Source organism: Bradyrhizobium sp. USDA 4504 (assembly GCF_054063995.1).
In genome coordinates, this window is the sequence record NZ_JBSSGV010000001.1 from 4,221,025 (window position 1) to 4,242,906 (window position 21,882).

General features: G+C 55.7%; 18 protein-coding genes and 3 pseudogenes. 7 read left to right on the top strand and 14 right to left on the bottom strand.

All coding sequences use genetic code 11. The annotated features are described in order from the left end of the window. Positions 1-66 precede the first annotated feature (66 nt). The 3 genes and pseudogenes from ACVMB1_RS19795 to tnpA (ACVMB1_RS19805) form a co-directional block, all read right to left on the bottom strand. A pseudogene (locus ACVMB1_RS19795) lies at positions 67-270 on the bottom strand (IS66 family transposase); the annotation flags it as partial. A 159-nt stretch (positions 271-429) separates the two neighbouring features. Next, a complete protein-coding gene (tnpB, locus tag ACVMB1_RS19800; protein WP_456849022.1) occupies positions 430-654 on the bottom strand; it encodes an IS66 family insertion sequence element accessory protein TnpB in 225 nt (74 codons plus the stop codon). After that, entirely contained in the window at positions 651-1,079 is a 429-nt protein-coding gene (gene tnpA, locus ACVMB1_RS19805) for an IS66-like element accessory protein TnpA (RefSeq protein WP_456849024.1), read from the bottom strand. The genes tnpB (ACVMB1_RS19800) and tnpA (ACVMB1_RS19805) overlap by 4 nt, the downstream gene beginning before the upstream one ends. Positions 1,080-1,337: 258 nt before the next feature. On the opposite strand from tnpA (ACVMB1_RS19805), the gene tnpA (ACVMB1_RS19810) reads away from it, so the two are divergent. From tnpA (ACVMB1_RS19810) to ACVMB1_RS19840, 7 genes and pseudogenes are all read left to right on the top strand, one after another. After that, the gene (gene tnpA, locus ACVMB1_RS19810) at positions 1,338-1,811 is read left to right on the top strand and encodes an IS66-like element accessory protein TnpA (RefSeq protein ID WP_076834346.1); all 474 of its coding nucleotides are present in this window, start codon (positions 1,338-1,340) and stop codon (positions 1,809-1,811) included. Further along, a complete protein-coding gene (gene tnpB / locus ACVMB1_RS19815; RefSeq protein WP_076834308.1) occupies positions 1,792-2,145 on the top strand; it encodes an IS66 family insertion sequence element accessory protein TnpB in 354 nt (117 codons plus the stop codon). Before tnpA (ACVMB1_RS19810) ends, tnpB (ACVMB1_RS19815) begins: the two co-directional genes overlap by 20 nt. 52 nt (positions 2,146-2,197) lie before the next feature. After that, positions 2,198-3,253 (top strand): annotated as a pseudogene (tnpC, locus tag ACVMB1_RS19820) (IS66 family transposase); the annotation flags it as partial. A 64-nt stretch (positions 3,254-3,317) separates the two neighbouring features. Next, positions 3,318-3,791: an IS66-like element accessory protein TnpA gene (gene tnpA / locus ACVMB1_RS19825; protein ID WP_253625971.1), complete on the top strand. Its 474-nt coding sequence runs from the start codon at positions 3,318-3,320 to the stop codon at positions 3,789-3,791. Next, positions 3,772-4,125 (top strand): IS66 family insertion sequence element accessory protein TnpB, encoded by a 354-nt coding sequence (gene tnpB, locus ACVMB1_RS19830; RefSeq protein ID WP_076834308.1) that lies wholly within the window; start codon positions 3,772-3,774, stop codon positions 4,123-4,125. The genes tnpA (ACVMB1_RS19825) and tnpB (ACVMB1_RS19830) overlap by 20 nt, the downstream gene beginning before the upstream one ends. A 52-nt stretch (positions 4,126-4,177) precedes the next feature. Further along, the gene (gene tnpC / locus ACVMB1_RS19835; RefSeq protein WP_310885563.1) at positions 4,178-5,749 is read left to right on the top strand and encodes an IS66 family transposase; all 1,572 of its coding nucleotides are present in this window, start codon (positions 4,178-4,180) and stop codon (positions 5,747-5,749) included. A gap of 81 nt (positions 5,750-5,830) precedes the next feature. Then, positions 5,831-6,367 (top strand): annotated as a pseudogene (locus ACVMB1_RS19840) (IS66 family transposase); the annotation flags it as partial. A 330-nt stretch (positions 6,368-6,697) separates the two neighbouring features. On the opposite strand, the gene ACVMB1_RS19845 reads toward ACVMB1_RS19840, so the two are convergent. The 11 genes from ACVMB1_RS19845 to rfbA all read right to left on the bottom strand — a co-directional run bounded on the left by ACVMB1_RS19845 (position 6,698) and on the right by rfbA (position 21,624). Next, positions 6,698-8,413, bottom strand: coding sequence for a glycosyltransferase family 4 protein (locus ACVMB1_RS19845; protein ID WP_456849026.1), 1,716 nt, complete (start codon positions 8,411-8,413; stop codon positions 6,698-6,700). Next, positions 8,338-9,267: an NAD-dependent epimerase/dehydratase family protein gene (locus ACVMB1_RS19850; protein WP_456849028.1), complete on the bottom strand. Its 930-nt coding sequence runs from the start codon at positions 9,265-9,267 to the stop codon at positions 8,338-8,340. The genes ACVMB1_RS19845 and ACVMB1_RS19850 overlap by 76 nt, the downstream gene beginning before the upstream one ends. 385 nt (positions 9,268-9,652) lie before the next feature. Next, positions 9,653-10,411: a glycosyltransferase family 2 protein gene (locus ACVMB1_RS19855; protein WP_456849030.1), complete on the bottom strand. Its 759-nt coding sequence runs from the start codon at positions 10,409-10,411 to the stop codon at positions 9,653-9,655. Positions 10,412-10,426: 15 nt separating this feature from the next. Then, positions 10,427-11,668, bottom strand: coding sequence for a hypothetical protein (locus tag ACVMB1_RS19860; protein ID WP_456849032.1), 1,242 nt, complete (start codon positions 11,666-11,668; stop codon positions 10,427-10,429). A 442-nt stretch (positions 11,669-12,110) separates the two neighbouring features. Then, on the bottom strand, positions 12,111-14,165 hold the full coding sequence (locus ACVMB1_RS19865) for a class I SAM-dependent methyltransferase (protein WP_456849034.1): 2,055 nt from the start codon (positions 14,163-14,165) through the stop codon (positions 12,111-12,113). Continuing rightward, positions 14,080-14,799 carry a methyltransferase domain-containing protein gene (locus ACVMB1_RS19870; protein WP_456849036.1) on the bottom strand — a complete coding sequence of 240 codons (720 nt, stop codon included), beginning with the start codon at positions 14,797-14,799 and terminating at the stop codon, positions 14,080-14,082. Before ACVMB1_RS19870 ends, ACVMB1_RS19865 begins: the two co-directional genes overlap by 86 nt. Next, the gene (locus ACVMB1_RS19875; protein ID WP_456849038.1) at positions 14,792-16,030 is read right to left on the bottom strand and encodes an ABC transporter ATP-binding protein; all 1,239 of its coding nucleotides are present in this window, start codon (positions 16,028-16,030) and stop codon (positions 14,792-14,794) included. Before ACVMB1_RS19875 ends, ACVMB1_RS19870 begins: the two co-directional genes overlap by 8 nt. Then, entirely contained in the window at positions 16,020-16,826 is an 807-nt protein-coding gene (locus ACVMB1_RS19880; protein ID WP_456849040.1) for an ABC transporter permease, read from the bottom strand. Before ACVMB1_RS19880 ends, ACVMB1_RS19875 begins: the two co-directional genes overlap by 11 nt. 243 nt (positions 16,827-17,069) lie before the next feature. Continuing rightward, positions 17,070-19,664: a glycoside hydrolase family 99-like domain-containing protein gene (locus ACVMB1_RS19885; RefSeq protein ID WP_456849042.1), complete on the bottom strand. Its 2,595-nt coding sequence runs from the start codon at positions 19,662-19,664 to the stop codon at positions 17,070-17,072. Between the two features lie 14 nt (positions 19,665-19,678). After that, positions 19,679-20,575 carry a dTDP-4-dehydrorhamnose reductase gene (rfbD, locus tag ACVMB1_RS19890; protein WP_456849044.1) on the bottom strand — a complete coding sequence of 299 codons (897 nt, stop codon included), beginning with the start codon at positions 20,573-20,575 and terminating at the stop codon, positions 19,679-19,681. A 167-nt stretch (positions 20,576-20,742) separates the two neighbouring features. Further along, positions 20,743-21,624, bottom strand: a complete 882-nt coding sequence (gene rfbA / locus ACVMB1_RS19895; protein ID WP_456849046.1) for a glucose-1-phosphate thymidylyltransferase RfbA — start codon at positions 21,622-21,624, stop codon at positions 20,743-20,745. Positions 21,625-21,882: the final 258 nt, after the last annotated feature.

The following is a 21,882-nucleotide window of genomic DNA, read 5'->3' on the forward strand; positions in this document are numbered from 1 at the left end:
CAACATCATGAACCCGAGGGTGGGGGCAGTTCTTCATGACGCAAAGGGGGCAGTTCCGGATGGCGTTTGACAGACCAGCAGCTTGCCGCGTTCGGAGGATTGCCCGAACTGTTCGCGCCGTGCCTTGGCCAGCATCAGCTTCAGCCGCTCGATTTCCAATCGACCGACGGTCACTTTGCTCTTCGCCAGCGCCAGTTGTTCGCGCTGCGCAAGGATCATTGCGTGCGCAGCGGCAAGGTCGGCCGGAAGCGGATCGGAAGGCGTTGTCACGAGGGCAAATCAATCATATTCGCCGCTAAAATTCGCGACCGATCTCCCTCGTGAGTCAATAAGCCACAGCTTAACCGGAAGCCTGCCGACGCCAGGTTGCCTGCGGCATTCGCCAGTCAATTCCGGACAGGAGATAGGATAGTTGCGCAACGCTGATCGTCACAACGCCGTCCGCCAGCGATGGCCACAAAAAGCGGCCTGGCCATCATGCCAAATGATCTTGATCAGGTCGCCGCGGCGGCCCCTAAAAACGTAAAGATCACCAGCGTGTGGATCCCGCTTCAAGCTCTCCTGAACCAGACGCGCAAGGCTCGGGAAGCCTCGGCGCATATCGGTATGGCCGGTCGCAAGCCACACCCATACATTACCCGGTATGGCGATCATCGGCGCTCAAGCACCTCGAGGACCCGCGCCAGTGCCTCCGGGTCGACGTGCGCATCCACCCGGATGCGTCGCCGGTTGCCAAGATCAATCTCGATCAATCCAGTACGCGCGGACGCTACGGAGCGCACCCGGCCGTCACCCCCAGGCAAAAGCTTCGGCGTTTCTTCCACCTCCGTAGCGACGATCTGCACCGGCGCAAAAGATGGTACAACCTGCTCTAATGTCCGTGCTTGTCGACGCCAGGTAAACACCAGGCTGGCCGCGACTCCGTTGCGGTGCGCAACCTCAGTCACCTTCGCGCCCGGCACCAACGTCTCCTCGACAATCCACGCCTTGTCGTCCTGCGACCAGCGCCGCCGCCGCTCCAGCCCGCCAAAATCTCGACTCGCATCGCCTGATGACCTTAAAGCTAGACTTAAGGCCACACGCTTCGCGAATTACCTCGCGTCACGCAAGACGGCGCCCGTCGGATGCGCACCGTATGGCTGTCCATAAGTACAGTTCTCAACCATCAGGCCAGCCCGCCGCAAGGCGTCTCCCCCTCGGAGGCTTACTCTAGGTCGAGCCACCTCACCGGAAGAGGCGGACATACGGCCTTACCGTAAGCGCGAATTTCCCCGCACCTTTTGGTTTTGAGTGCTCTGATGCATGAGGTGTCCACTTAAATAGGTGGACACCTCATGATGAGCGACGATGGTCAGAAACTGCGTGTCAGGCTTGTTGGTCGGAACGGTCGCCGGCGCTTTGAGACGACATCGAAGGAGCGTCTTGTGGCGGCCTGCCTTGAGCCTGGCGTTTCGGTCTCGAGACTTGCACTCGAACATGGGGTCAACGCGAACCTGCTTCGGAAGTGGATCAAGAAGGACGCCGCGGCCAGGTCGGCGCCGTCGTCGTCACCCTCGGCGTTCATCCCGGTTCACCTTGAGGGGGCCGCCGAGCGGGGTTTGTCGCGGCAAGGCAGTGTGGCGGCGGTGGATTTGCCGGCGACTTGCGCTGAAGTGGGTGGGTCGGAATCCAAGGGGTCTCCAGCTTTTTGTTCTCCGGCCAAGGTGAGCGCGTCGCTGCCGAATGGCGTGAAGCTCGCGCTGGAATGCGGGGATGTGGATGCATTGACGGCGATCATTGGAGCCCTGGGCCATGTTCAGACTGGGCGGTGACCTGCAGGTCTATCTGCACCGTGAGCCGATCGACTTCCGAGCTGGCATCAACAGCCTTGCGGTTCTGGTTCAGGAGACGATGGCGCTCGATCCGTTTGTGCCGGCGGTTTTTGCGTTCTGCAATCGCCGTTGCGACCGGATGAAGTTGCTGTTCTTCGACCGGTCCGGCTTTGTGCTGGTCCTGAAGCGGCTGACCGAGGACAAGTTCCGATGGCCGCGCCGCCAGGAGGCGGTCGTCCGGCTTACGACCGAGCAGTTGCACTGGATCCTCGACGGCATCGATATCGATGCGATGGTCCGTCATCCGGTGCGGCAATATCAGGTTGCCGGCTGAGCTCTTGAGTTGAGCGGTTGACGCGTCGGAACGGTTCAGATTCAAGAATCCGATGAATCGAACCGGCAATCCGAGTGTCGAGGTGCTGTTGGCGCGCATTGCCGCGCTGGAGGCGGAGAATCGTCAGCTCACGGAGCGCGTCGTCAAGCTGGAGGAAGAACTGGCGCTGGCACGCCTGCATCGTTTTGCGCCGCGCAGCGAAAAGCACGTCGACCGTCTCTTCAATGAAGCCGAGCAGGCCGCCGATGAGGATGACGCCGGCAGCGAAACGAACGATACCGCCGAACTTCCGGACACGGGTCTGCCATCGGTCGAAAGCACGACGGGAAAGAAGCGCGGCCGCAGGCCGCTGCCGGCAAACCTGCCGCGCGAGCGCGTCGAGTATGACCTGCCCGACGATCAGAAGGCGTGTCCTTGCTGCCGTGGCCAGATGCATCGCATGGGCGAGGCTGTCACCGAGCAACTTCATATCGAGGTGAAGGCGAAGGTTTTACAGAATGTGCGCTTCAAATATGCCTGCCGCCATTGCGATCGCACCGGGATCAACGCCCCTGTCGTGACCGCGCCGATGCCGACGCAGCCGTTGCCGGGCAGCGTTGCCACGGCCTCGACGCTGGCGTTCGCGCTGGTTCACAAATATGTCGACGGCACGCCGCTCTACCGCTTGGCGCAGGCCTTCGAACGCGCAGGCGTTCCTGTCAGCCGCGGCGCTTTGGGCCACTGGGTGATCGGCTCGAGCGAGAAGCATCTGCATCGCATTTATGACGCCCTGAAGCTGCGGCTCAGATCGCAGCCTCTCATCCATGGCGACGAGACGACGGTTCAGGTCCTCAAGGAGAAGGACAAAGCGGCCACCAGCACATCGTACATGTGGGCGTATCGCAGCGGCAAGGATAGTCACGAGCCGATCGTTCTTCTGGATTATCAGCCGGGCCGCGGCCAAATCCACCCGCAGGTCTTCCTCGGCGATTACCGTGGCATCGTGATGAGTGACGGCTATAGCGCATGGCGCACGCTGGAAGGGGCCACCCACATTGGATGCATGGCCCACTCCCGGCGGCGTTTTGTCGACGCCCTCAAAGCGAGAAAGGTAAGCGCGAATTTCCCCGCACCTTTTGGTTTTGAGTGCTCTGATGCATGAGGTGTCCACTTAAATAGGTGGACACCTCATGATGAGCGACGATGGTCAGAAACTGCGTGTCAGGCTTGTTGGTCGGAACGGTCGCCGGCGCTTTGAGACGACATCGAAGGAGCGTCTTGTGGCGGCCTGCCTTGAGCCTGGCGTTTCGGTCTCGAGACTTGCACTCGAACATGGGGTCAACGCGAACCTGCTTCGGAAGTGGATCAAGAAGGACGCCGCGGCCAGGTCGGCGCCGTCGTCGTCACCCTCGGCGTTCATCCCGGTTCACCCTGAGGGGGCCGCCGAGCGGGGTTTGTCGCGGCAAGGCAGTGTGGAGGCGGTGGATTTGCCGGCGACCTGCGATGAAGTGGGTGGGTCGGAATCCAAGGGGTCTCCAGCTTTTTGTTCTCCGGCCAAGGTGAGCGCGTCGCTGCCGAATGGCGTGAAGCTCGCGCTGGAATGCGGGGATGTGGATGCATTGACGGCGATCATTGGAGCCCTGGGCCATGTTCAGACTGGGCGGTGACCTGCAGGTCTATCTGCACCGTGAGCCGATCGACTTCCGAGCTGGCATCAACAGCCTTGCGGTTCTGGTTCAGGAGACGATGGCGCTCGATCCGTTTGTGCCGGCGGTTTTTGCGTTCTGCAATCGCCGTTGCGACCGGATGAAGTTGCTGTTCTTCGACCGGTCCGGCTTTGTGCTGGTCCTGAAGCGGCTGACCGAGGACAAGTTCCGATGGCCGCGCCGCCAGGAGGCGGTCGTCCGGCTTACGACCGAGCAGTTGCACTGGATCCTCGACGGCATCGATATCGATGCGATGGTCCGTCATCCGGTGCGGCAATATCAGGTTGCCGGCTGAGCTCTTGAGTTGAGCGGTTGACGCGTCGGAACGGTTCAGATTCAAGAATCCGATGAATCGAACCGGCAATCCGAGTGTCGAGGTGCTGTTGGCGCGCATTGCCGCGCTGGAGGCGGAGAATCGTCAGCTCACGGAGCGCGTCGTCAAGCTGGAGGAAGAACTGGCGCTGGCACGCCTGCATCGTTTTGCGCCGCGCAGCGAAAAGCACGTCGACCGTCTCTTCAATGAAGCCGAGCAGGCCGCCGATGAGGATGACGCCGGCAGCGAAACGAACGATACCGCCGAACTTCCGGACACGGGTCTGCCATCGGTCGAAAGCACGACGGGAAAGAAGCGCGGCCGCAGGCCGCTGCCGGCAAACCTGCCGCGCGAGCGCGTCGAGTATGACCTGCCCGACGATCAGAAGGCGTGTCCTTGCTGCCGTGGCCAGATGCATCGCATGGGCGAGGCTGTCACCGAGCAACTTCATATCGAGGTGAAGGCGAAGGTTTTACAGAATGTGCGCTTCAAATATGCCTGCCGCCATTGCGATCGCACCGGGATCAACGCCCCTGTCGTGACCGCGCCGATGCCGACGCAGCCGTTGCCGGGCAGCGTTGCCACGGCCTCGACGCTGGCGTTCGCGCTGGTTCACAAATATGTCGACGGCACGCCGCTCTACCGCTTGGCGCAGGCCTTCGAACGCGCAGGCGTTCCTGTCAGCCGCGGCGCTTTGGGCCACTGGGTGATCGGCTCGAGCGAAAAGCATCTGTATCGCATCTACGACGCCCTGAAGCTGCGGCTCAGATCGCAGCCTCTCATCCATGGCGACGAGACGACGGTTCAGGTCCTCAAGGAGAAGGACAAAGCGGCCACCAGCACATCGTACATGTGGGCTTATCGCAGCGGCAAGGGCAGTCGCGAGCCGATCGTTCTTCTGGATTATCAGCCGGGCCGCGGCCAAATCCACCCGCAGGCCTTCCTCGGCGATTACCGTGGCATCGTGATGAGTGACGGCTATAGCGCATGGCGCACGCTGGAAGGGGCCACCCACATTGGATGCATGGCCCACTCCCGGCGGCGTTTTGTCGACGCCCTCAAAGCGAGAAAGAAGGGCGGCGGGCCGCCCGAGCAGGCGCTGCGGTTCTTCGAGCAGCTCTACCGGGTTGAAAGGCAGGCGCGGGACGAGAAACCGGACAGAGACGAAACGCCGGATCAATGCATCCGTCGCTTCCGCCAGCAACACAGCATTCCTGTCCTGAACGCCCTCAAGGAATGGCTCGATCAAATCGCCCCGAAGGTCCTGCCGGACAGCAAGCTTGGCGACGCCGTATCTTACACCCGGAACCAATGGGACTATCTGACGCGTTACACCGAAGATGGCAGGATGCCGATCGACAACAATCTTCTGGAGCGCGACATCAGGGTTTTTGCCACCGGCCGAAAAAGCTGGCTGTTCAGCGACACCGTCGACGGAGCCAGGGCCAGCGCCGTCGTCTACAGCCTAATGCTGACCTGCCGCGCCTCACGTGTCGAGCCGTTAACATGGCTGCGCCATGTGCTCACCGAGTTGCCTCAGCGCGTGGACAACGCCGATATCGCTGACCTGTTGCCCTTCAACTTCCCCAAAGCGGCCACTGCCTGAACGGCTCAGCATCGCCCCGATACGAAGGCCATCCGTCAAATCGCGGCCGACAACGTGCGCGGAAAATCGCGCTTACCGAGAAAGAAGGGCGGCGGGCCGCCCGAGCAGGCGCTGCGGTTCTTCGAGCAGCTCTACCGGGTTGAAAGGCAGGCGCGGGACGAGAAACCGGACAGAGACGAAACGCCGGATCAATGCATCCGTCGCTTCCGCCAGCAACACAGCATTCCTGTCCTGAACGCCCTCAAGGAATGGCTCGATCAAATCGCCCCGAAGGTCCTGCCGGACAGCAAGCTTGGCGACGCCGTATCTTACACCCGGAACCAATGGGACTATCTGACGCGTTACACCGAAGATGGCAGGATGCCGATCGACAACAATCTTCTGGAGCGCGACATCAGGGTTTTTGCCACCGGCCGAAAAAGCTGGCTGTTCAGCGACACCGTCGACGGAGCCAGGGCCAGCGCCGTCGTCTACAGCCTAATGCTGACCTGCCGCGCCTCACGTGTCGAGCCGTTAACATGGCTGCGCCATGTGCTCACCGAGTTGCCTCAGCGCGTGGACAACGCCGATATCGCTGACCTGTTGCCCTTCAACTTCCCCAAAGCGGCCACTGCCTGAACGGCTCAGCATCGCCCCGATACGAAGGCCATCCGTCAAATCGCGGCCGACAACGTGCGCGGAAAATCGCGCTTACGCCTTACCCTTGTGCGAGATCGAGCGAGGCATCAAAGGCAAGACGCCCGAACGGCGCCGGGTCGTCCCCCAGGAGCTCAGCGCGCCGCTGGTCGCCGATTTGGAAACATGGATGCGTGAGCAACGCGCCAAGCTCTCACGGCGCAACGATGTCGAAGGCGATGGACCATATCGGCGCCCCCGCATCACGTATGCGCCTCGTAGAGTGGTACTGCGGGCACAATGGTAGCAAGTTCGTGGTCCCCGCGGCGCGCTTCATGTCAACTGCGGCCTGCGGTGACCGGCCACGGCCTCATCGAGAATTTGCCTAAGACGAATGACGTACGTTTCCATATCAAATGCCCGGGCGGCGATATTTTCGAATCGCCTGCCAATTTCCCTTTGAAGGGATTGGTCAGTCGCAATTCTGCACAGGGCCGAGGCAGCAGCATCAGTATCCAAATAAGGCACCACCAGTAGATCAAGACCTTCCTCTCCTGCAATGAACTCTGCTACGCCGGTCGCTTTTTCAAAGCAAACAATAGGAAGCCCCGCATGGATTGCATCGATTGAAACGTTTGGAAATGGATCTAGACGAGAACTGATGAACATTGCATTCGCCGCTCGATAGAGCTGCGCCAGATCTTCCGGTCCCAGCGCTGGAATCAATGTGACGATATCATCCAAATTGCTTCGTTTGATCTGGTCACGCAACCAAATGGAAAGATGAAAATCATGCTCGGGGTCATAACCATCTCCGACCCATAGAAAACGCACCTTGCCAGGACCAAGCGCGCGCACCACTCTATCCGCGCTACTTACGAAGAGATCGACGCCCTTTCTCATTTGAACATAGCCGCAGCCGATAACTAAAAATTGCTCACGCCGCTTCACGTCCTCCAAGAAGGGCTCCAGTTCGAGCGAGGCTGCCTTTCCCTCCACCTCAGGCACATCACATTTGCCCTGAACCAAAATAAGGGATCTACCGAAATCACCTGCCGGATATGCGGTCTGTGCGGATTCCCGCGTAAGCTTTGATGAAAAAACAACTCTGGCAGAGTGGTCGATAACATCGCGAACGCGGTCTAATGGCCGAATATACTCAGCAAATTCGTGTATAAGCGTGACAGTTGGGATGTTTTTCAGATCAGCACCATGTACAATCGACGCTGTCTCAACGCTATTGGCCAATAGATAATTAATATCGTACTTTTCAGCTAACGGGCCTAGTAGCCGCTGAGAGATCAGCGCAGGATGCACGTCTCTAATTACTCCGAGCTCAGGAGAAATTACGAGATGCGAGTTCTTCCGGAATTCTGAAAGTAGAGCTCCACCTCCAAGGCAAAGTATGATGACGTTAGTCTGTCCGATCAGCCTTCTCGCTATATTGGCAGCCAGAATTGGCGCGCCAGTCATTGATGCTTCATGAGCGCACAGCAAGAGCGTTGGTCTGTCGACAACGTATTCCTGCTCACCCATGTCCCAACGCAGCACCGAGCATACGTCGAATGTCGCTACGCGTCCTTCGTTGGCACCGTAGTCTGCGAAGTGCAGCAACAGCGGCAAACTCCAAGTAGCTAAATCCGGATAGGAGACACGATAGACGAATGGGTCGAATGAACCGCTAGGCTGACAGTTTTGCCGCTCACCAACTCGCACGTAGTGCGCAGCCGCCTCAATATCAGAGGCAAATTCTATTCCCGCCCCTTGGGCATAGTAGGCATGGTCGAAGTGACCACACAAAAGCACGCGTCTAACTATGTCGGAATCGGAAAACATCGCAGCCATAGGTGTCGAGATTTCATCACCAGACATCCATCGTGAGACTCTTTCGAGACCCGGCACATACTCGGCAATTCGCTTTCCAAATAGCTTGCACCGAGCAAGGAACAGCACAAATTTCTGGGGAGGGGTTATCACGTAGGGCTCGGATTCATCAGCGCCGAAATCATGTTGTGAAGCGCCAAGCTCGTGCTGTGGCGAGGATGCCATCCGGTCACAGTCCTGATCGTTGATATATCAAGAATGTTCACAGGGGTATCGAATGCGCGCGCTGCCTCGCGCGAAACTCGAGGAATAACGCCCGCCGCGCTGCCAATAATCTCGATGAGCTGGTTGAGGCTCGTCCCCTCGCCCGAACCGATGTTCAAGGCATTAGGAAATGCCTTTGCAGCGTTTAGCTTCATGATTGCTTTCATGCCTGAAACGGCGTCGTCCACATCGATGTAATCGCGGACAACACTCCCATCGCCCCAAATCGTGATTGGCTCTTGATGCAGAATCTTCCTCGCGAAAATCGAAGCCGCACCTTGCAGTTTCGCCATCGACTGCGTGGCACCGAACGGATTGGCGAGGCGCGCTATCCGGATATCCAATCCATGCCTCTCGCGAAAATAAACAGCGTAGTTCTCAGCGGACGCCTTAGTCATTCCGTACAAGCCGATTGGCCTCAGAGGATGTGTTTCTGGAATTGGCAATTGTTCGGCTACTCCATAGACTGTCCCGCCAGATGAAAGGAAAAGCACTGGAACGTCTAATTTCTCGGCCAATTCCCGGAACAACTCAACAGTACCACCGAGGTTAGTTTGAACGTCGGCCGCGGCGTCGGCTTCTGCTGAACTAGGGGTCGTTGACCAAGCAAGATGATAGATACCGTCCGGCCTTGCTGCAATCAGGTTCGCAATGGTGGCCCTGTCTCTGAGATCGTACTCGATCCAGCCTTCGCCTCCACCATCGTGGTGACGTCCCCGGCTTGCTATGATCACTTCGTCGCCGTCCATGCGGATTGCCTTGGCCAAGGCCTGACCGACAAAACCACTTCCCCCAGTGATTATATATCGCGCCATTTGTCCTCCCTCGATTTCTCGCGGCTCACCAGCCGCCCACTTGAAACATCGAGCAGTATACTGTCTCCAGCAGCACCGTCAGCTCAAACACAAAGTCAATGTTCAGCTCCTCGCGGGAGCATGAAACGGCACCAAATGTCGCGATGGACCTGCTTCGCACTCCGTCAAAGTAGGTCCGCTAATTCATAGCGCGCACGTTGTTGATTGCGAGTTTGAGGCCGCGAGGCGGTTTTTCGCCGACATCGTACTCTCGTTCAAGCCAGGGGCATCTCCTTCGATCCATCCAGTGCGCGTTGATTTCGATTATGATGTCGTCCTTCATTCCGAGCCTTTGGGAATAAGATCTTGACCAGACTTTGCAGGGACATACAGATCAAATGCCGCTCTATAAACGCAGCCATGGGTGTCGAAGAGTCATTTCAACTTCCATTCGCGCCTTTTTTGGAAGCGATTCAACGCGGTTCATGGAATTTCCATGAACGCGATATCGACATAATATTTCCGGAATGAACACCCCTTCGTAGCCAACTTCGATGAACTTCAACCAGAGATCGTAATCCTCCCAGCCCATCATATCGAAGTGCGAGTACCCTCCCACGCTCTCCCAGGCCGCACGCGAGACAAGGGCCATCGCGTCAACGTAGTTGCCCGTCTTAAGGCGTTCAGCATCCCACAAGTCACTTGGGCCGACTCTTCTCACCGCATCGAACCATTCAGATTGCGCATAAACTACTGCAGCTTCCGTTCTTTCCATAACCTCCACATGGCGCGCGATGCACCGGGAAAAAAGCAAGTTGTCAGAATCCAGCACGAAGACATGCTTGCCTTGCGCTGCTTGGAATGCGGTATTTCGCGTTTGGGCTAATCCTTGGTTGACCTTGTGACGCAGCAGAAGGCATCGCTTAAAGCGAGTTTGGTGTATTTCCATCCAATCTCGGATAACCTCAGTCGACACATCGGTCGAAGCGTCATCGACAATAATAAGCTCAAGTGGAGCGTAGGTTTGCGCTGCGACAGAACCTAACGTGTCCTTCACAAAGGAAGCGTAATTGTAAGAAGCAACGACCACGCTGCAAATTGGGCCAAGCTCTTGATGAGCCGGATTTTCGTACTTGAACTCTTCTTCAACCTCAATCGGAAACATAGCACTTTCACTCTTCTAGCTGCAATAACTGCGGTGCAGAAACTGGGCGAGCTTCCTCGATTGAGCATCGATAGATAGCTCTTGAACATAAGTGGAATACGCATTGCGTCGCACTCTTTCGCCCTCACGCTGCCCTTCAGACGTTGTAACCAACCATTCAAGTAGTTTAGGAATGCGAGGAACGGTTTCCTCTAGGAAATGTTCGCCTGGCTTGAATACTGGATGAGGGAGACACCGATTTGTTACAACAAGTGCACCGTGCCACATCCCTTGCATTGCCATTCGATGGATCTCGAAATAGCCAAATTCGTCACGATGAATATTAAGCAATACCTTTGACCGATTGAGAATGTATCGATTGATGCTGACTATCTCGGCATCCGAACCGTAGGGAGTAGGAATCCCAGCGAGTCGCCGATACAGGATAAAGCTCTTCAGCCTAGCGAGCGTAGCGCTCGCCCCCGAAAAGAATTCATCTCTCAAAATGCTTTCCGTGCCCATAAAAGCAACGTCAAGCGGTCGTTGATCAAAGTCATCACTCTCAGAACTGCATTTCAGAACTTCCTCAGGAAGGGAGCGAATTAGCTTGGTCCGCTTAAGGTCAACTGCAAAGGAGGCTGGCTCTACATTGCACGGAAAGCCAGGAATATGAAAGTATGAGTTCACCCCAGCATCCCGAAATGTCCGGTGTGTTTGCCAACACAATTCTACAACTCCAGCAGCGTTCAGTAGATAAGGAACGGATAGACCAAACCACGAGGTCTGAGGCTGCTCAGTAGAAAGCATGACGCAACGTTGGATAAAATCCTGACTGTTCCAACTAACGCCATTGCCAAGCCTAAAAAACTCGTGGGGCGCAACAACCAAGCAGTGCGATCCATCATTCTCACGCAGACTGTTCTCATCAGCGACTGATACTTTCCAGCCAAGACGCGCTAGCCCCGTCGCCGTTTGATGAGCGATCTCACGCATAAAAAAATTGCCAGAAGAACTGACGTAGATCGTCAGATCATGTTTTGGAATTACTGGACGGCTTGCAGTCTCGGCCCGTTCGGGATCGTCTTTTTTGAGCGCAGCGCCGGCCAGAGTACGCGCCACGTGCAAAGGACTTGAAAAGCTTCGTCCTTCCCACATACCGTAGCGGGCAAAATGCGACGCTGGCGATCCGTGCCACCCTTCGCGTAAATCCGGGTTCAAGCTCAGGTAGGTTTCTGAATCGAACAGTGCCCAGCGATTGACAATCTCTTCCAAGCTCATGGCGTGCCCGCCATCCGGCCGGACCGCCCTATTCAGAGAGCTTGAAGTCATGCGGGCGCAAGATTTTTCGAATCCGCTGACGTTCCCCGAAAAGGGAGGATCCAATACTCGGCGCAGACGGCTTTTAAAGCTCGTGAATTTCGCAAATGGCATAAAGACCTCTATACAATGGTTTGGTGCCCGGTATGTCCTGAGGACCAATAGTGGAAATCGTTGTCTCCTCCCTGGCTTTCCCAATGCCATGGCGCCGGAATTGGAGCTTCGTCCTGCTCAAGAGCAGTTCGCGGTTCATGTGATGATAGGGACAAATCTCGGTTCGTATATAGAAGTGACCTACGCGACGGATCTACGCCAATGAACTCTGCTGGCTCGGAATGCGAAAGGATCCTTCGAGACTCATCATGTGCGCTCTCCCACTCACGCATGTCTATTCCGTCGAGACCTACGAAACTGCAGATTCGTCGGGCCGCTTCGGGAAACGACCTTCGTAACGGCCAAACCGGAGATAGTGAAGAACGGCCGGCATGCCGCTCTCTCGAACGTCTGGATACTCAGTGAAGTAATACGTGGGATCGAATAGTTGTGAAGGCGCAATCCCCTCCTTCTCGCCCACGAGGAGATAGTGAGCTGCGCACAATTCCTCTCCGTCGACGCTAAGTCCCGCTCGCTTCGAATATTCCGCCAAGTCGAACAGACCGCTAGCGAGCAGTGTTCGAATTGGCCCCTCGGCGACCGATAGGCCGCGGTAGTGAGAAATAGCCTCCTGCGAGAGATGGCACCCTTTCGATTCCTTCGTTAACTCGGCAACCCGCCGCTCTAGCAAGAAGATCTGATACTCATTTCGGGTTTCTTTCAGCTGGTTACCAATGGAGCTCACAGTACGCTTCACGAAATCCCGGCTAGCGTCCGCGAATATCTGCCGCTCTGCAACATTTATCGGTTGGTGCCCCGCAATAGCCAAATAAGCTACTGGCTCGGTGCCCACCCCTTCATTTGGCATTAAGTGCAACGTTGACTTGCCCAATAGCTGATCGTGCTCACTGAACACGACCGTGGCATTAATTCGTTGTTCTATTATCTGACAATATTTGAAAGCACCTGCTATCAACTGCTGAAACTCGTCCTTGCTCATCTCATGCAGGTGATAGGGATTCGGGGCGTAGTACGCCGTCACTAGTCGATTAGGGGTAGAAACAATAAGCGTACCATCCGTGCGGAGTAGTCGTCGGAAACTTTCGACGGCCCGTCCCTGATCCTCTATCGAAAGATGCTCAATTACCTCAAAGCAAACAATGACGTCGAATGATGCGTCGGGAAAACCGTCAGCAAAATCTGCCATTTCGCGGAACTGAAGATTGCCTTCGCGGTGTAGAGAGGCCGCGAAGCAGATCGCACCAGGAGAGCTATCAATACCTATCACTTCGGTTGCGTTCCGAGCCAGTCGCGCAGCGCCATAACCGGTCCCGCAACCAAAATCGAGCACTCTCTTTCCCGTGCAATATGTGCTCGCCAACTCATAGCGAGGCAAGTGCTCGTACTCGGTAAGCTCATTGTACGTTCCGGGCACAAATCGCTCATGCATGAACTCTGCGAAATCGCTACCGCTGGCAGTGACAAGGAGTCCCTCAAATGGCATTAACTCCGCATTTGGCTTTGTCGGCTCGTCATTCGGCAACGGTAGGCTGACTTGCATACTCACGGGATGCTGGCCCACTACCTCAACATCTCGGAAACGGAGTGTTTTGAGGAGCACTTCGAACGAGGCGCCCGAGTAAAACACAAGGTGCGACGGTGGATGGCAGTAAGCCCAGTCGGCTCCGCCCTGGACAGCGGAGGATGATCGAGAATTTGGCGTCGTAATTGCAAATACCGTGTTTGGGGTCACCGCCCCCCGGCTGAAGAGCTTGAACAAGACTTCATAGGGATCTGCCACATGCTCAATGACATCAAGCAGCAGAATGAGATCGAAGGTAGTAGCAGGCACGTCGTCGACGGTGGCGGTCACATAAAGCTGCGGATGTCGTTCCCGACAGATCCTTCTCGCATGCGCTGAGGGCTCCACTCCATAACACGCCCAGCCCTTTTGATAGGCGAGATCAAGATGGGTTCCATAAGCAGATCCGATATCCAAGATTCGTTGGCTTCCGGCAACGCCCTTGAATCGGTCCAACAATCTCACTAGCCACTGCGGAGCTGGATCGGTCTGCCCATCGTACGACGAATATCCTCCGCGCTCCCCCCCCTCAAACCAATCTTCCCGGTCGTACAGAGCCGTTAGCTCCGCTGCGTTGGGCACAGGATAGACAAAATCTGTCGCGCACTCCGGACAACGCCATATATCATACCCCGCAACTTCATAACGAATTTGCGTCTGCGCGTATCTACAGATCGGACAGAGGGGCGGAATCCGATCAGTTGTTTGCACTGGTTGAACCATCTGACACCGTCGAGGCAGGCTTTCGCGCGATGCACATCCAATTGATGACATCATCTCCATCGGGATATCTCCGATCGAGCCACATGAACAGCCGATTTATCAATCGGAACAATCGTGGTCTGTCGATGCTGCTCTCGCTGAAATGATTTGCCAAGATCTGTCCAACCAAGGCAAACACGCCGCCTGTCGAATCAATCCGCAGCAGCGAAAATCCCGTCTCCTCGAGGAGGTTGATTATTCCAAATCGCGTAAATCGAAGATAGTCGTTTGGAACCTCGTGGTGCCGCCACTGCATTGGGGCTGTAAGAATGAGAGTGCCCTGCGCGCGCAAAAGGCGGAAGCACTCCCCAAGGTAGAACCGAGGATCCGGCACGTGCTCCAATACCTGATTTGATAAAACGCAATCGAAACTCCCGTTTGCGCTCGGAACTGGTTCATTCGGAACAACAAGAAGGTCAATCTTTCTCTCGCCGTAGCGTGTTACGTCGGCGGTTACATATTCCGTGACCCGCGGCTCCAAGAGCGCGCGGTAAGGCTGCCCCCCGCACCCAAAATCAAGCAGCCTGCCCGTCACCGCAGGCTGCGCAACCTCTACCATCCAACGGTGGAGGAAACTCAGAACGATGTAATGATGACTGGCCTCATCGAGATCTAGTCCTGTCCTCCTGACCAATCCCGATACTGCACTACTCATAGACGACCCACTCGATTGGATGCAAAACTTTCCCCCATGTCGTGAAGTTGCTCCGCACTTTGAACATAACGTTCAATTCGGTCATGGCGTAACACAGCGTAAGGTCGGTGGAATACGCAGCAACGCAGGCCACGTAATCACCCGGACTCAGCACAAGGCGCTTCAATGTGAGGGTGACCCGCTTAATCTCTCCCGACTGCATCTCACCCGCCTGAACGTGCTCATCGGCACTAGTCTGTCCGATGACCCAATCGCCGTCTTTCCTGTAGATGCTGACCGCGAAGATCGCGCCAGCAAGGTATTCTTGAGCTTGCAGGGCGAAGTCAAGAGATAGGTCTTCGTGCACTTCAAACGTATGCCGGCCATTAGAACGTAGCTTGAATTCAACGAAACGCCCGTGCGCAGTAACGTGTTGCGGTATATGAGAAGCGGCCTGCAATGTAATCGCCGGTGGCGCATCCTCACTGCGCCCTCCGAAGGCTGATCGATCATTGAGGGCGCCAGTCGCGAAGGCGTGATACTCCTGCGAAACGGCAACCGGATCACCCGTCAATTGGATGTTTCCTCCATCCATCCATATCGCTCGATCACAGATCATCTGTAGCGTGCTCAAGTCATGAGAGACGAAGAGGATAGTGACGCCCTTTTCCCGCATAAGGTTTAGCCGAGCCATACACTTGTTTTGAAATGCAATGTCTCCGACAGACAAGATTTCGTCGATGATGAGGATGTCGGCGTCGACATGCGCCGCCACAGCGAAAGCAAGGCGAGCATACATACCAGACGAATAAGTCTTTACCGGCTGGTTTATAAAATCGCCGATCCCTGCGAACTTCACGATGGCATCATAGCGCTTCTCAACCTCATCAGAGGTAAGACCAAGGATTGATCCGGCCAGGTGGACATTCTCCCGCCCAGTAAATTCCGGGTTGAAGCCAGCGCCGAGTTCAAGCAACGGCGCCACCCGTCCATTGACCGCCAGACTTCCGGCATTGGGCTGTAAAGTCCCAGCGATCATCTGGAGAAGGGTCGATTTGCCGGAGCCATTGCGTCCGATTATACCTACCGTCTCGCCCCGCCTAATGGTGAGGTCGACGTTCTGCACGGCCCAATATTTCTGATAATAGTTCTTCCAACGCAGAATCATTTGCTTCAGGCGATCCTGAGGCTTCGTGTAGACTAGGTATACTTTCCCCAAGCCGCGAGCTTCGATGACGATTTCAGACGACATCAGCGAACCCCTTCTTGGTACGCGCAAACCAATAGGCTCCGACCGCGCAAACCAGGATGGACAACAGAAAATAGAGGAACCACTCGATTGGGTCAGGCAGGCGACCCCAAAATGCTAAGTCTCGGGCGTTATTCACTGAGAGCGTAACCGGGTTGAGAGAGAAAAGCAGACGAAACTTCTCCGGCACCGCGTCTGGTGGAGTGAAAACTGACGACAGAAACAGCAGCGCTGTCGTTAAGAGCGGCAAAACATGACGTGCATCGCGCAAAAACACGCCAAGCGACGACAAAAAATACACAGCGCCCGTTGTCATCAGCAACAATGGCAAAAGCGCGAAGGGGACAAGCAGAATAGTCGCAGGAGGAACACCGTAGAGGAACAGATAAACCACAAGAAAGATGATGAACGAAATAGCCGCGGTAAAAAGTGCGCTCAGCAAAGCGACCACAGGTAGAATCTCGAGCGGAAAGACGACCTTTTTCACGTAGGCGACGTTTTCGAGAACGAGGCCAGGGGCCCTGTTCAATGGCTCTGCAACAATCCCGAATAGAATAAGCCCGAGGAACATCAGCATCGAAAAATGGAACTCCGACCCGTCGCCGCTCCTGGGACTTACCCAGCGAGCCTTGAAAACAGAGCCGAACACAAGCGAATATATCCCTAGCGTAACGAGCGGCACGGACGCAGCCCAAAACAGTCCCAGGAATGAACCGCGGAAGCGAGCCTCGATTTCGCGCCTTGAAAGACGCCAAATCAGGACACGATGAGCCAAGAAATTGTCAACAGCAGAGGACATTCAGCCACAAGCCCAGTAGTCGCATGAGTCATTCAATCCATTTCTTTGCGCCAATCTTTACGCAAAGGACAAGAGGCCACGCGTGTAGAACCGCCTAGCGCAAACCAAAGCCCCTTGTACGCCACACTTTCGCAGGTACTCTTTCCAGTGCTTCCTCGAGCGCCAGTGGCAGATATCGACGACGCGCCATCAATCGACAAACATAACCAAGAACGTCGTTAGCCAAGGATCAAACCGCGTTACTCAACGCGAATAATCCTGCTCGGAGCCCGCCCTAGCATGATAAGACAACTTCGCCTTCAGAGCTGATCTACCGCCACGCCGATATGCCGAAGCTACTAGCTGGATCAACGCCACCACATCATGAGGAGTCCGAACTCTCTGACGGATTCGTCTTAGCACCCTCACGCAGGCGATCAACCTGACGGACGAACGTTGAATTCGAACCTTGGCGATTGACAACGATCCAGGACCTTCGCTCGGATCGAACCGCATGCTGATGGCACCGCGGCGCAGTTGTAAGTTCGCTTTGAGAGTATAGTCTCCGATCGCGTGGAGCTGATGTTTTTCAACATCATTATAACCAGCCCCGCTATCAACGTATAGCGAGGGCTTAGCTAGCGAAGCTACCCCGGATGGAACGCGAATTGTCAGTCGATATGTGCCAGGTCCCAGCCCCCTGCCAAGACCTTCAAAATGAAGCGCCGCGTCATCGCCCACCAGATTCCACACAGTCTCGCTCCCTCGGCGAGCAATCAGCAATGCTCCATGATGAGGAACAGGTCGAAGAAACTTTGGCAAGAGGCCCATATTGATGCGCGCAAATCGTGTCGCCGCGCCGAGAAGACCGCCTGCCCCCTCTTCCGGTGCCGAGACTAATCGTATCCGTGATCGTGAATTGATGTTTGGCCGTTGATCGGAAAAACGACTAAGGCGATCAGCAATCGGGTAAGATGATTTCTTTAAGTCGTTAAGCAAAGCATGGACACTCTGGACGGGAACCGTAATGTATCCCTGTCTTTCACCGAGAAGCGAGAACAGTCGCTCAAGAGCGTGGGCCGCCGTACCATCAAGTTGCGCTTCCTCACGTTCAAAGAGAGGCTCCAATCGTGACACGTCCAGGGAAGCGAATGCTTCTCGTCGAAACCAGAACATACTGCCTGCAACAAATCGGCCACTAGCGACATCTCGTTCCAAAAAATCCTTGCCAGATGCAGCCATGACTGACTGCATGAGACGAAGATTGCTACCGACGAAGTCGCGAATTGCGACCCAGTGATCATCGGGGGCAATGAGTCCAACGTTCGGATCTCCTTGGAACAAGTTCAAGTATTCCTCGACACCAGAGGATGGCACGAGATCATCAACGAGGAGACGACGCCAAGTGTTTCCGTCTACTCTGTGTGGTGATCGCTTTGTGTGCAGCTTCAGACCAACATCAAACTCAGAAGAAAATTGCGAGAGTGCGGTCAAGAAGGGCAGGATATCTCGCCCCCTGTTCTCTACTCTAATCGTCTTGAACTCGCGCAAATAGCCGGTTTGTGGCGCCGCTAACTCATCCTGTCCCGAGATCGTCACGATGAGGTGAAAGGGCGATTTTATACGGTCGGCTAGGACAGCGGCAATCTCTCTCCAAATTTCGATGTAATGCACGTGTACAAAGATAGCGATGGGCTTTTCAGTTTCGGTTCTGCTTGAGGCACTGGCCTCGCTGATCCCCTTGGCTAGGGAAGACAGAAACGCCCAGCCATACCGCTGGTCAGGCTCCAGATATGCGCCTTCCGCCCATTCATTCCATGCGTTCACGAAGAGCAGCTTGGCCGGCGTTTTAGCCGCTCGGATTGCAGCCCGTCTCGTCCATTCCTGGAAGATTGATGGAGACACTTCGGAAAAAGCATTTCCGTCAAACGGTCTCCGCGCGACATTATCCCACGAAGGCATAACCGCAGGATGAATGTCAGGACGGCCGGACTGCACCAACCGCTCCATCATTATCAGCTGTCTGTAGTCATAGACCCGCGTCTTCGAATGAGGAAGCTGGCCGTGAACGACCACTTGGCTGCTGAGCCCTCCCAGCGACTCGCTAACGACTGAATTCAAAGGGGGAAACTCGTAAAAGCTGTCCAAACCTTTGGTTCTGGATGCGTCGCGTTCGAAACCAAGTCCGCCAATCAGGGTGAGGCCTGGGAAGCCATCAGCTTTTGCAAGAGTTCGCCACGTCTCGGCGACCCGGTCAAATTGTGGAACAATTGATGGTCGATAGACCAAAAGAACTGGGTTGCCCTGCTGATCACGAAGATACTTTCTGCTGGCCAAAAATGGCGCTGCGTCTCGCCAGAAGTTCTCAGCGAATTCCGAGCCATAGGTTTGCTTGTATATGATCTGATTGTCGAGACCGTCCCAGCGCTTAGTCCAGTTTTCATTTGCAAAACACAGGCAGAACGGCAGATCGATTCCAGGATTATCCCTGTGATTGAGCAAAGGCGTCAGAAGTGGCGTCTGGCCGTCGAACCAATAATAGTAATAACAAAGTGCGCCAATGCCGGCCGCCTTCGCGTCGCGTGCCTGCCTTTCCTGAATCTGAGGAAGGCGCAGGTCGTAATATCCATAGTTGGCCGGTATTCGGGGCTGATGATGTCCAGCGAATTCGCACTGGGCTCGCGCAACATTTCGCCACTCCGTGAACCCCTCGCCCCAATTCGCATCGTTGACAGGAATTGGATGAAACTGAGGAAGATAGAAGGCTACGGCCGTCACCTCTGGAGCAGCTTCGATCATCGGCGCTTTGGCCAAGTAGCTCGCACTCTTCTGCACTCCTAAGGGCAGATGCGAATTCATTTGAACGATCCCGCTTAATTTTTGGTCGTGTGCTGCGAAACACACTCCGCAACGCACCGCCTTACTCCGTCGCGCCAGTCGGGCAGTACGTGATTAAATGTGGCGCGGAACTTCGAATTATCGAGCCGCGAGTTCGCAGGACGTCGAGCTGGCACCGGGTAATCGGCCGTCGTGATAGCCTCCACCCGTGCGGAGGCGCATCCACGCGCAGCCGATTCGGCAAATATCGCCTCAGCAAAACCGGCCCAGCTCGTCTCGCCCATCGCACTCATGTGAAAAACACCCCGCCAGGCGGAGCCACTTGCCTCATCGAGCGCTACCCGGGCTACCGTGAGAATGGCTTCCGCAATGTCAGGCGCGTATGTCGGTGCGCCATGCTGATCGGCAACGACGCGTACCATGTCGCGCTCGGATGCGAGGTGCAACATCGTCTTGACGAAATTTTGCCCCCAAGGGGCGTACACCCAGGATGTGCGCAGAATGACATGCCGCGCATTGGTTGCGGCGACGATGCGCTCGCCCTCCAGCTTAGAATGTCCATAGACGTTGATTGGACCCGTCGGGTCCTGCTCAAGGTAGGGTACCTCCCCCTCGCCCGAAAAGACGTAATCGGTCGAAAGTTGGATAATCGGAATCTCAGCCGCCGCAGTGGCTGCTGCGGCATTGCCCGCTCCATCTCGGTTTATCGCAAAGGCTGACCCAACCTCAATTTCCGCTTTATCAACGGCAGTGTAGGCAGCGGCATTGACAAGAATACTGGGCTCAAACTGCCCGATCACACGATCAATCGAGCTCCGGTCGGTAATGTCAAGATCCGGCCGACCAAACGCCTCAATAGCCAAGTTGGACCCGGCCAATTTGCCGAGCGCTCTGGCGACCTGTCCGTATTGTCCTATGACCAAAATGCGCATCCGACTCAACTTCCCTAGAAGGGTATCCGCGCAGACGGCCCTTCGTTAGCGCAAGGCTTTCCGAAACGGTGACTAGCACAACTTACTGTTGCGATACTATAAGTGGATCGCGTCCTATCTGATCTCAGAACATAGCCCCAAGGCGCACCATGATCTGAAGGATGCCATCACCCCCCAGCAAGTTCGCTGATCCGGCGCCGTAGATAAGCGGCGTACTCAGTTTTTCCTAATTTGTCAGCTCGCGCCAACACCTCGTCCGCCGAAAGATAACCGAGTTCGAAACCAATTTCTTCAGGACACATGATCTTGATGCCCTGGCGTCGCTCTACAGTTCGGACGAACGATGACGCTTCATGCAGACTGTCGTGCGTTCCGGTATCCAACCAGGCGTAGCCACGACCGAGTCGGCAAACATGAAGGTCACCACGTTCCAAGTAGGCTCGGTTGACATCTGTGATTTCCAATTCGCCGCGAGCGGAGGGGCCGATTGAAGCCGCAATGTCCAGAACGCTGTTGTCATAGAAATAGAGACCGGTGACAGCCCAACTTGACCTCGGATTAAGGGGCTTTTCCTCAATCGTCTCAGCCTTCTGGGTTGCGCTATCAAAGCTCACAACGCCGTAGCTCCGCGGATTCTCGACGTGATAAGCGAAGACCGTAGCTCCGTGCTTTCGCATTACCGCTTCCCGGCAAATGTCGGCAAAGCCTGCTCCGTAGAAGATATTATCTCCCAGGATGAGGGCAGCAGAGCCAGCGCCAACAAAGTCGCGACCGATAATAAACGCCTCGGCTAGTCCGTTGGGTTGCGGCTGTTGGGCATAAGAAATAGAGATGCCAAAGCCGCTGCCATCGCCTAGAAGTTCCCTAAAGAGTCGCTGGTCGTGCGGAGTTGTGATAATCAGGATCTCGCGGATTCCTGCCATCATCAGCGCGCTGAGTGGGTAATAAATCATCGGCTTATCGTATACGGGCAGGAGCTGCTTCGATATCGACATGGTTAGCGGATACAAGCGTGTCCCGCTTCCCCCAGCTAGAATTATGCCCTTCATGCGGTTTGCAACCCAGTTTGCGCCAAAGACGGTCACTCAATAGTGAACTAATCAATCATAGGCAACCCGTTCCCAATATGTTCCGTCACTTTTATTGCTTGGGGTCCAATTGACTTGGCGCAGAAAATGCGGGTTCGTCTGGTCTTTCTGAGCCAGAAGGCCCAAGGTAAAGAGGCTATGACTCTCCTAGCCTGAGCAAATTCGTTTTCAGCATTTTGGAGGCTGGAATGGATTCTGAGGCGCGGAGCGGTTTTGGGC

What these genes read in the sequence shown, in the direction of transcription:
- tnpB (WP_456849022.1), bottom strand. Translation starts at nt 654, where the DNA reads ATGATCGCCATACCGGGTAATGTATGGGTGTGGCTTGCGACCGGCCAT.
- tnpA (WP_076834346.1), top strand. Translation starts at nt 1,338, where the DNA reads ATGAGCGACGATGGTCAGAAACTGCGTGTCAGGCTTGTTGGTCGGAAC.
- tnpB (WP_076834308.1), top strand. Translation starts at nt 1,792, where the DNA reads ATGTTCAGACTGGGCGGTGACCTGCAGGTCTATCTGCACCGTGAGCCG.
- tnpA (WP_253625971.1), top strand. Translation starts at nt 3,318, where the DNA reads ATGAGCGACGATGGTCAGAAACTGCGTGTCAGGCTTGTTGGTCGGAAC.
- tnpB (WP_076834308.1), top strand. Translation starts at nt 3,772, where the DNA reads ATGTTCAGACTGGGCGGTGACCTGCAGGTCTATCTGCACCGTGAGCCG.
- tnpC (WP_310885563.1), top strand. Translation starts at nt 4,178, where the DNA reads ATGAATCGAACCGGCAATCCGAGTGTCGAGGTGCTGTTGGCGCGCATT.
- ACVMB1_RS19845 (WP_456849026.1), bottom strand. Translation starts at nt 8,413, where the DNA reads ATGGCATCCTCGCCACAGCACGAGCTTGGCGCTTCACAACATGATTTC.
- ACVMB1_RS19850 (WP_456849028.1), bottom strand. Translation starts at nt 9,267, where the DNA reads ATGGCGCGATATATAATCACTGGGGGAAGTGGTTTTGTCGGTCAGGCC.
- ACVMB1_RS19855 (WP_456849030.1), bottom strand. Translation starts at nt 10,411, where the DNA reads ATGTTTCCGATTGAGGTTGAAGAAGAGTTCAAGTACGAAAATCCGGCT.
- ACVMB1_RS19860 (WP_456849032.1), bottom strand. Translation starts at nt 11,668, where the DNA reads ATGAGCTTGGAAGAGATTGTCAATCGCTGGGCACTGTTCGATTCAGAA.
- ACVMB1_RS19865 (WP_456849034.1), bottom strand. Translation starts at nt 14,165, where the DNA reads ATGGAGATGATGTCATCAATTGGATGTGCATCGCGCGAAAGCCTGCCT.
- ACVMB1_RS19870 (WP_456849036.1), bottom strand. Translation starts at nt 14,799, where the DNA reads ATGAGTAGTGCAGTATCGGGATTGGTCAGGAGGACAGGACTAGATCTC.
- ACVMB1_RS19875 (WP_456849038.1), bottom strand. Translation starts at nt 16,030, where the DNA reads ATGTCGTCTGAAATCGTCATCGAAGCTCGCGGCTTGGGGAAAGTATAC.
- ACVMB1_RS19880 (WP_456849040.1), bottom strand. Translation starts at nt 16,826, where the DNA reads ATGTCCTCTGCTGTTGACAATTTCTTGGCTCATCGTGTCCTGATTTGG.
- ACVMB1_RS19885 (WP_456849042.1), bottom strand. Translation starts at nt 19,664, where the DNA reads ATGAATTCGCATCTGCCCTTAGGAGTGCAGAAGAGTGCGAGCTACTTG.
- rfbD (WP_456849044.1), bottom strand. Translation starts at nt 20,575, where the DNA reads ATGCGCATTTTGGTCATAGGACAATACGGACAGGTCGCCAGAGCGCTC.
- rfbA (WP_456849046.1), bottom strand. Translation starts at nt 21,624, where the DNA reads ATGAAGGGCATAATTCTAGCTGGGGGAAGCGGGACACGCTTGTATCCG.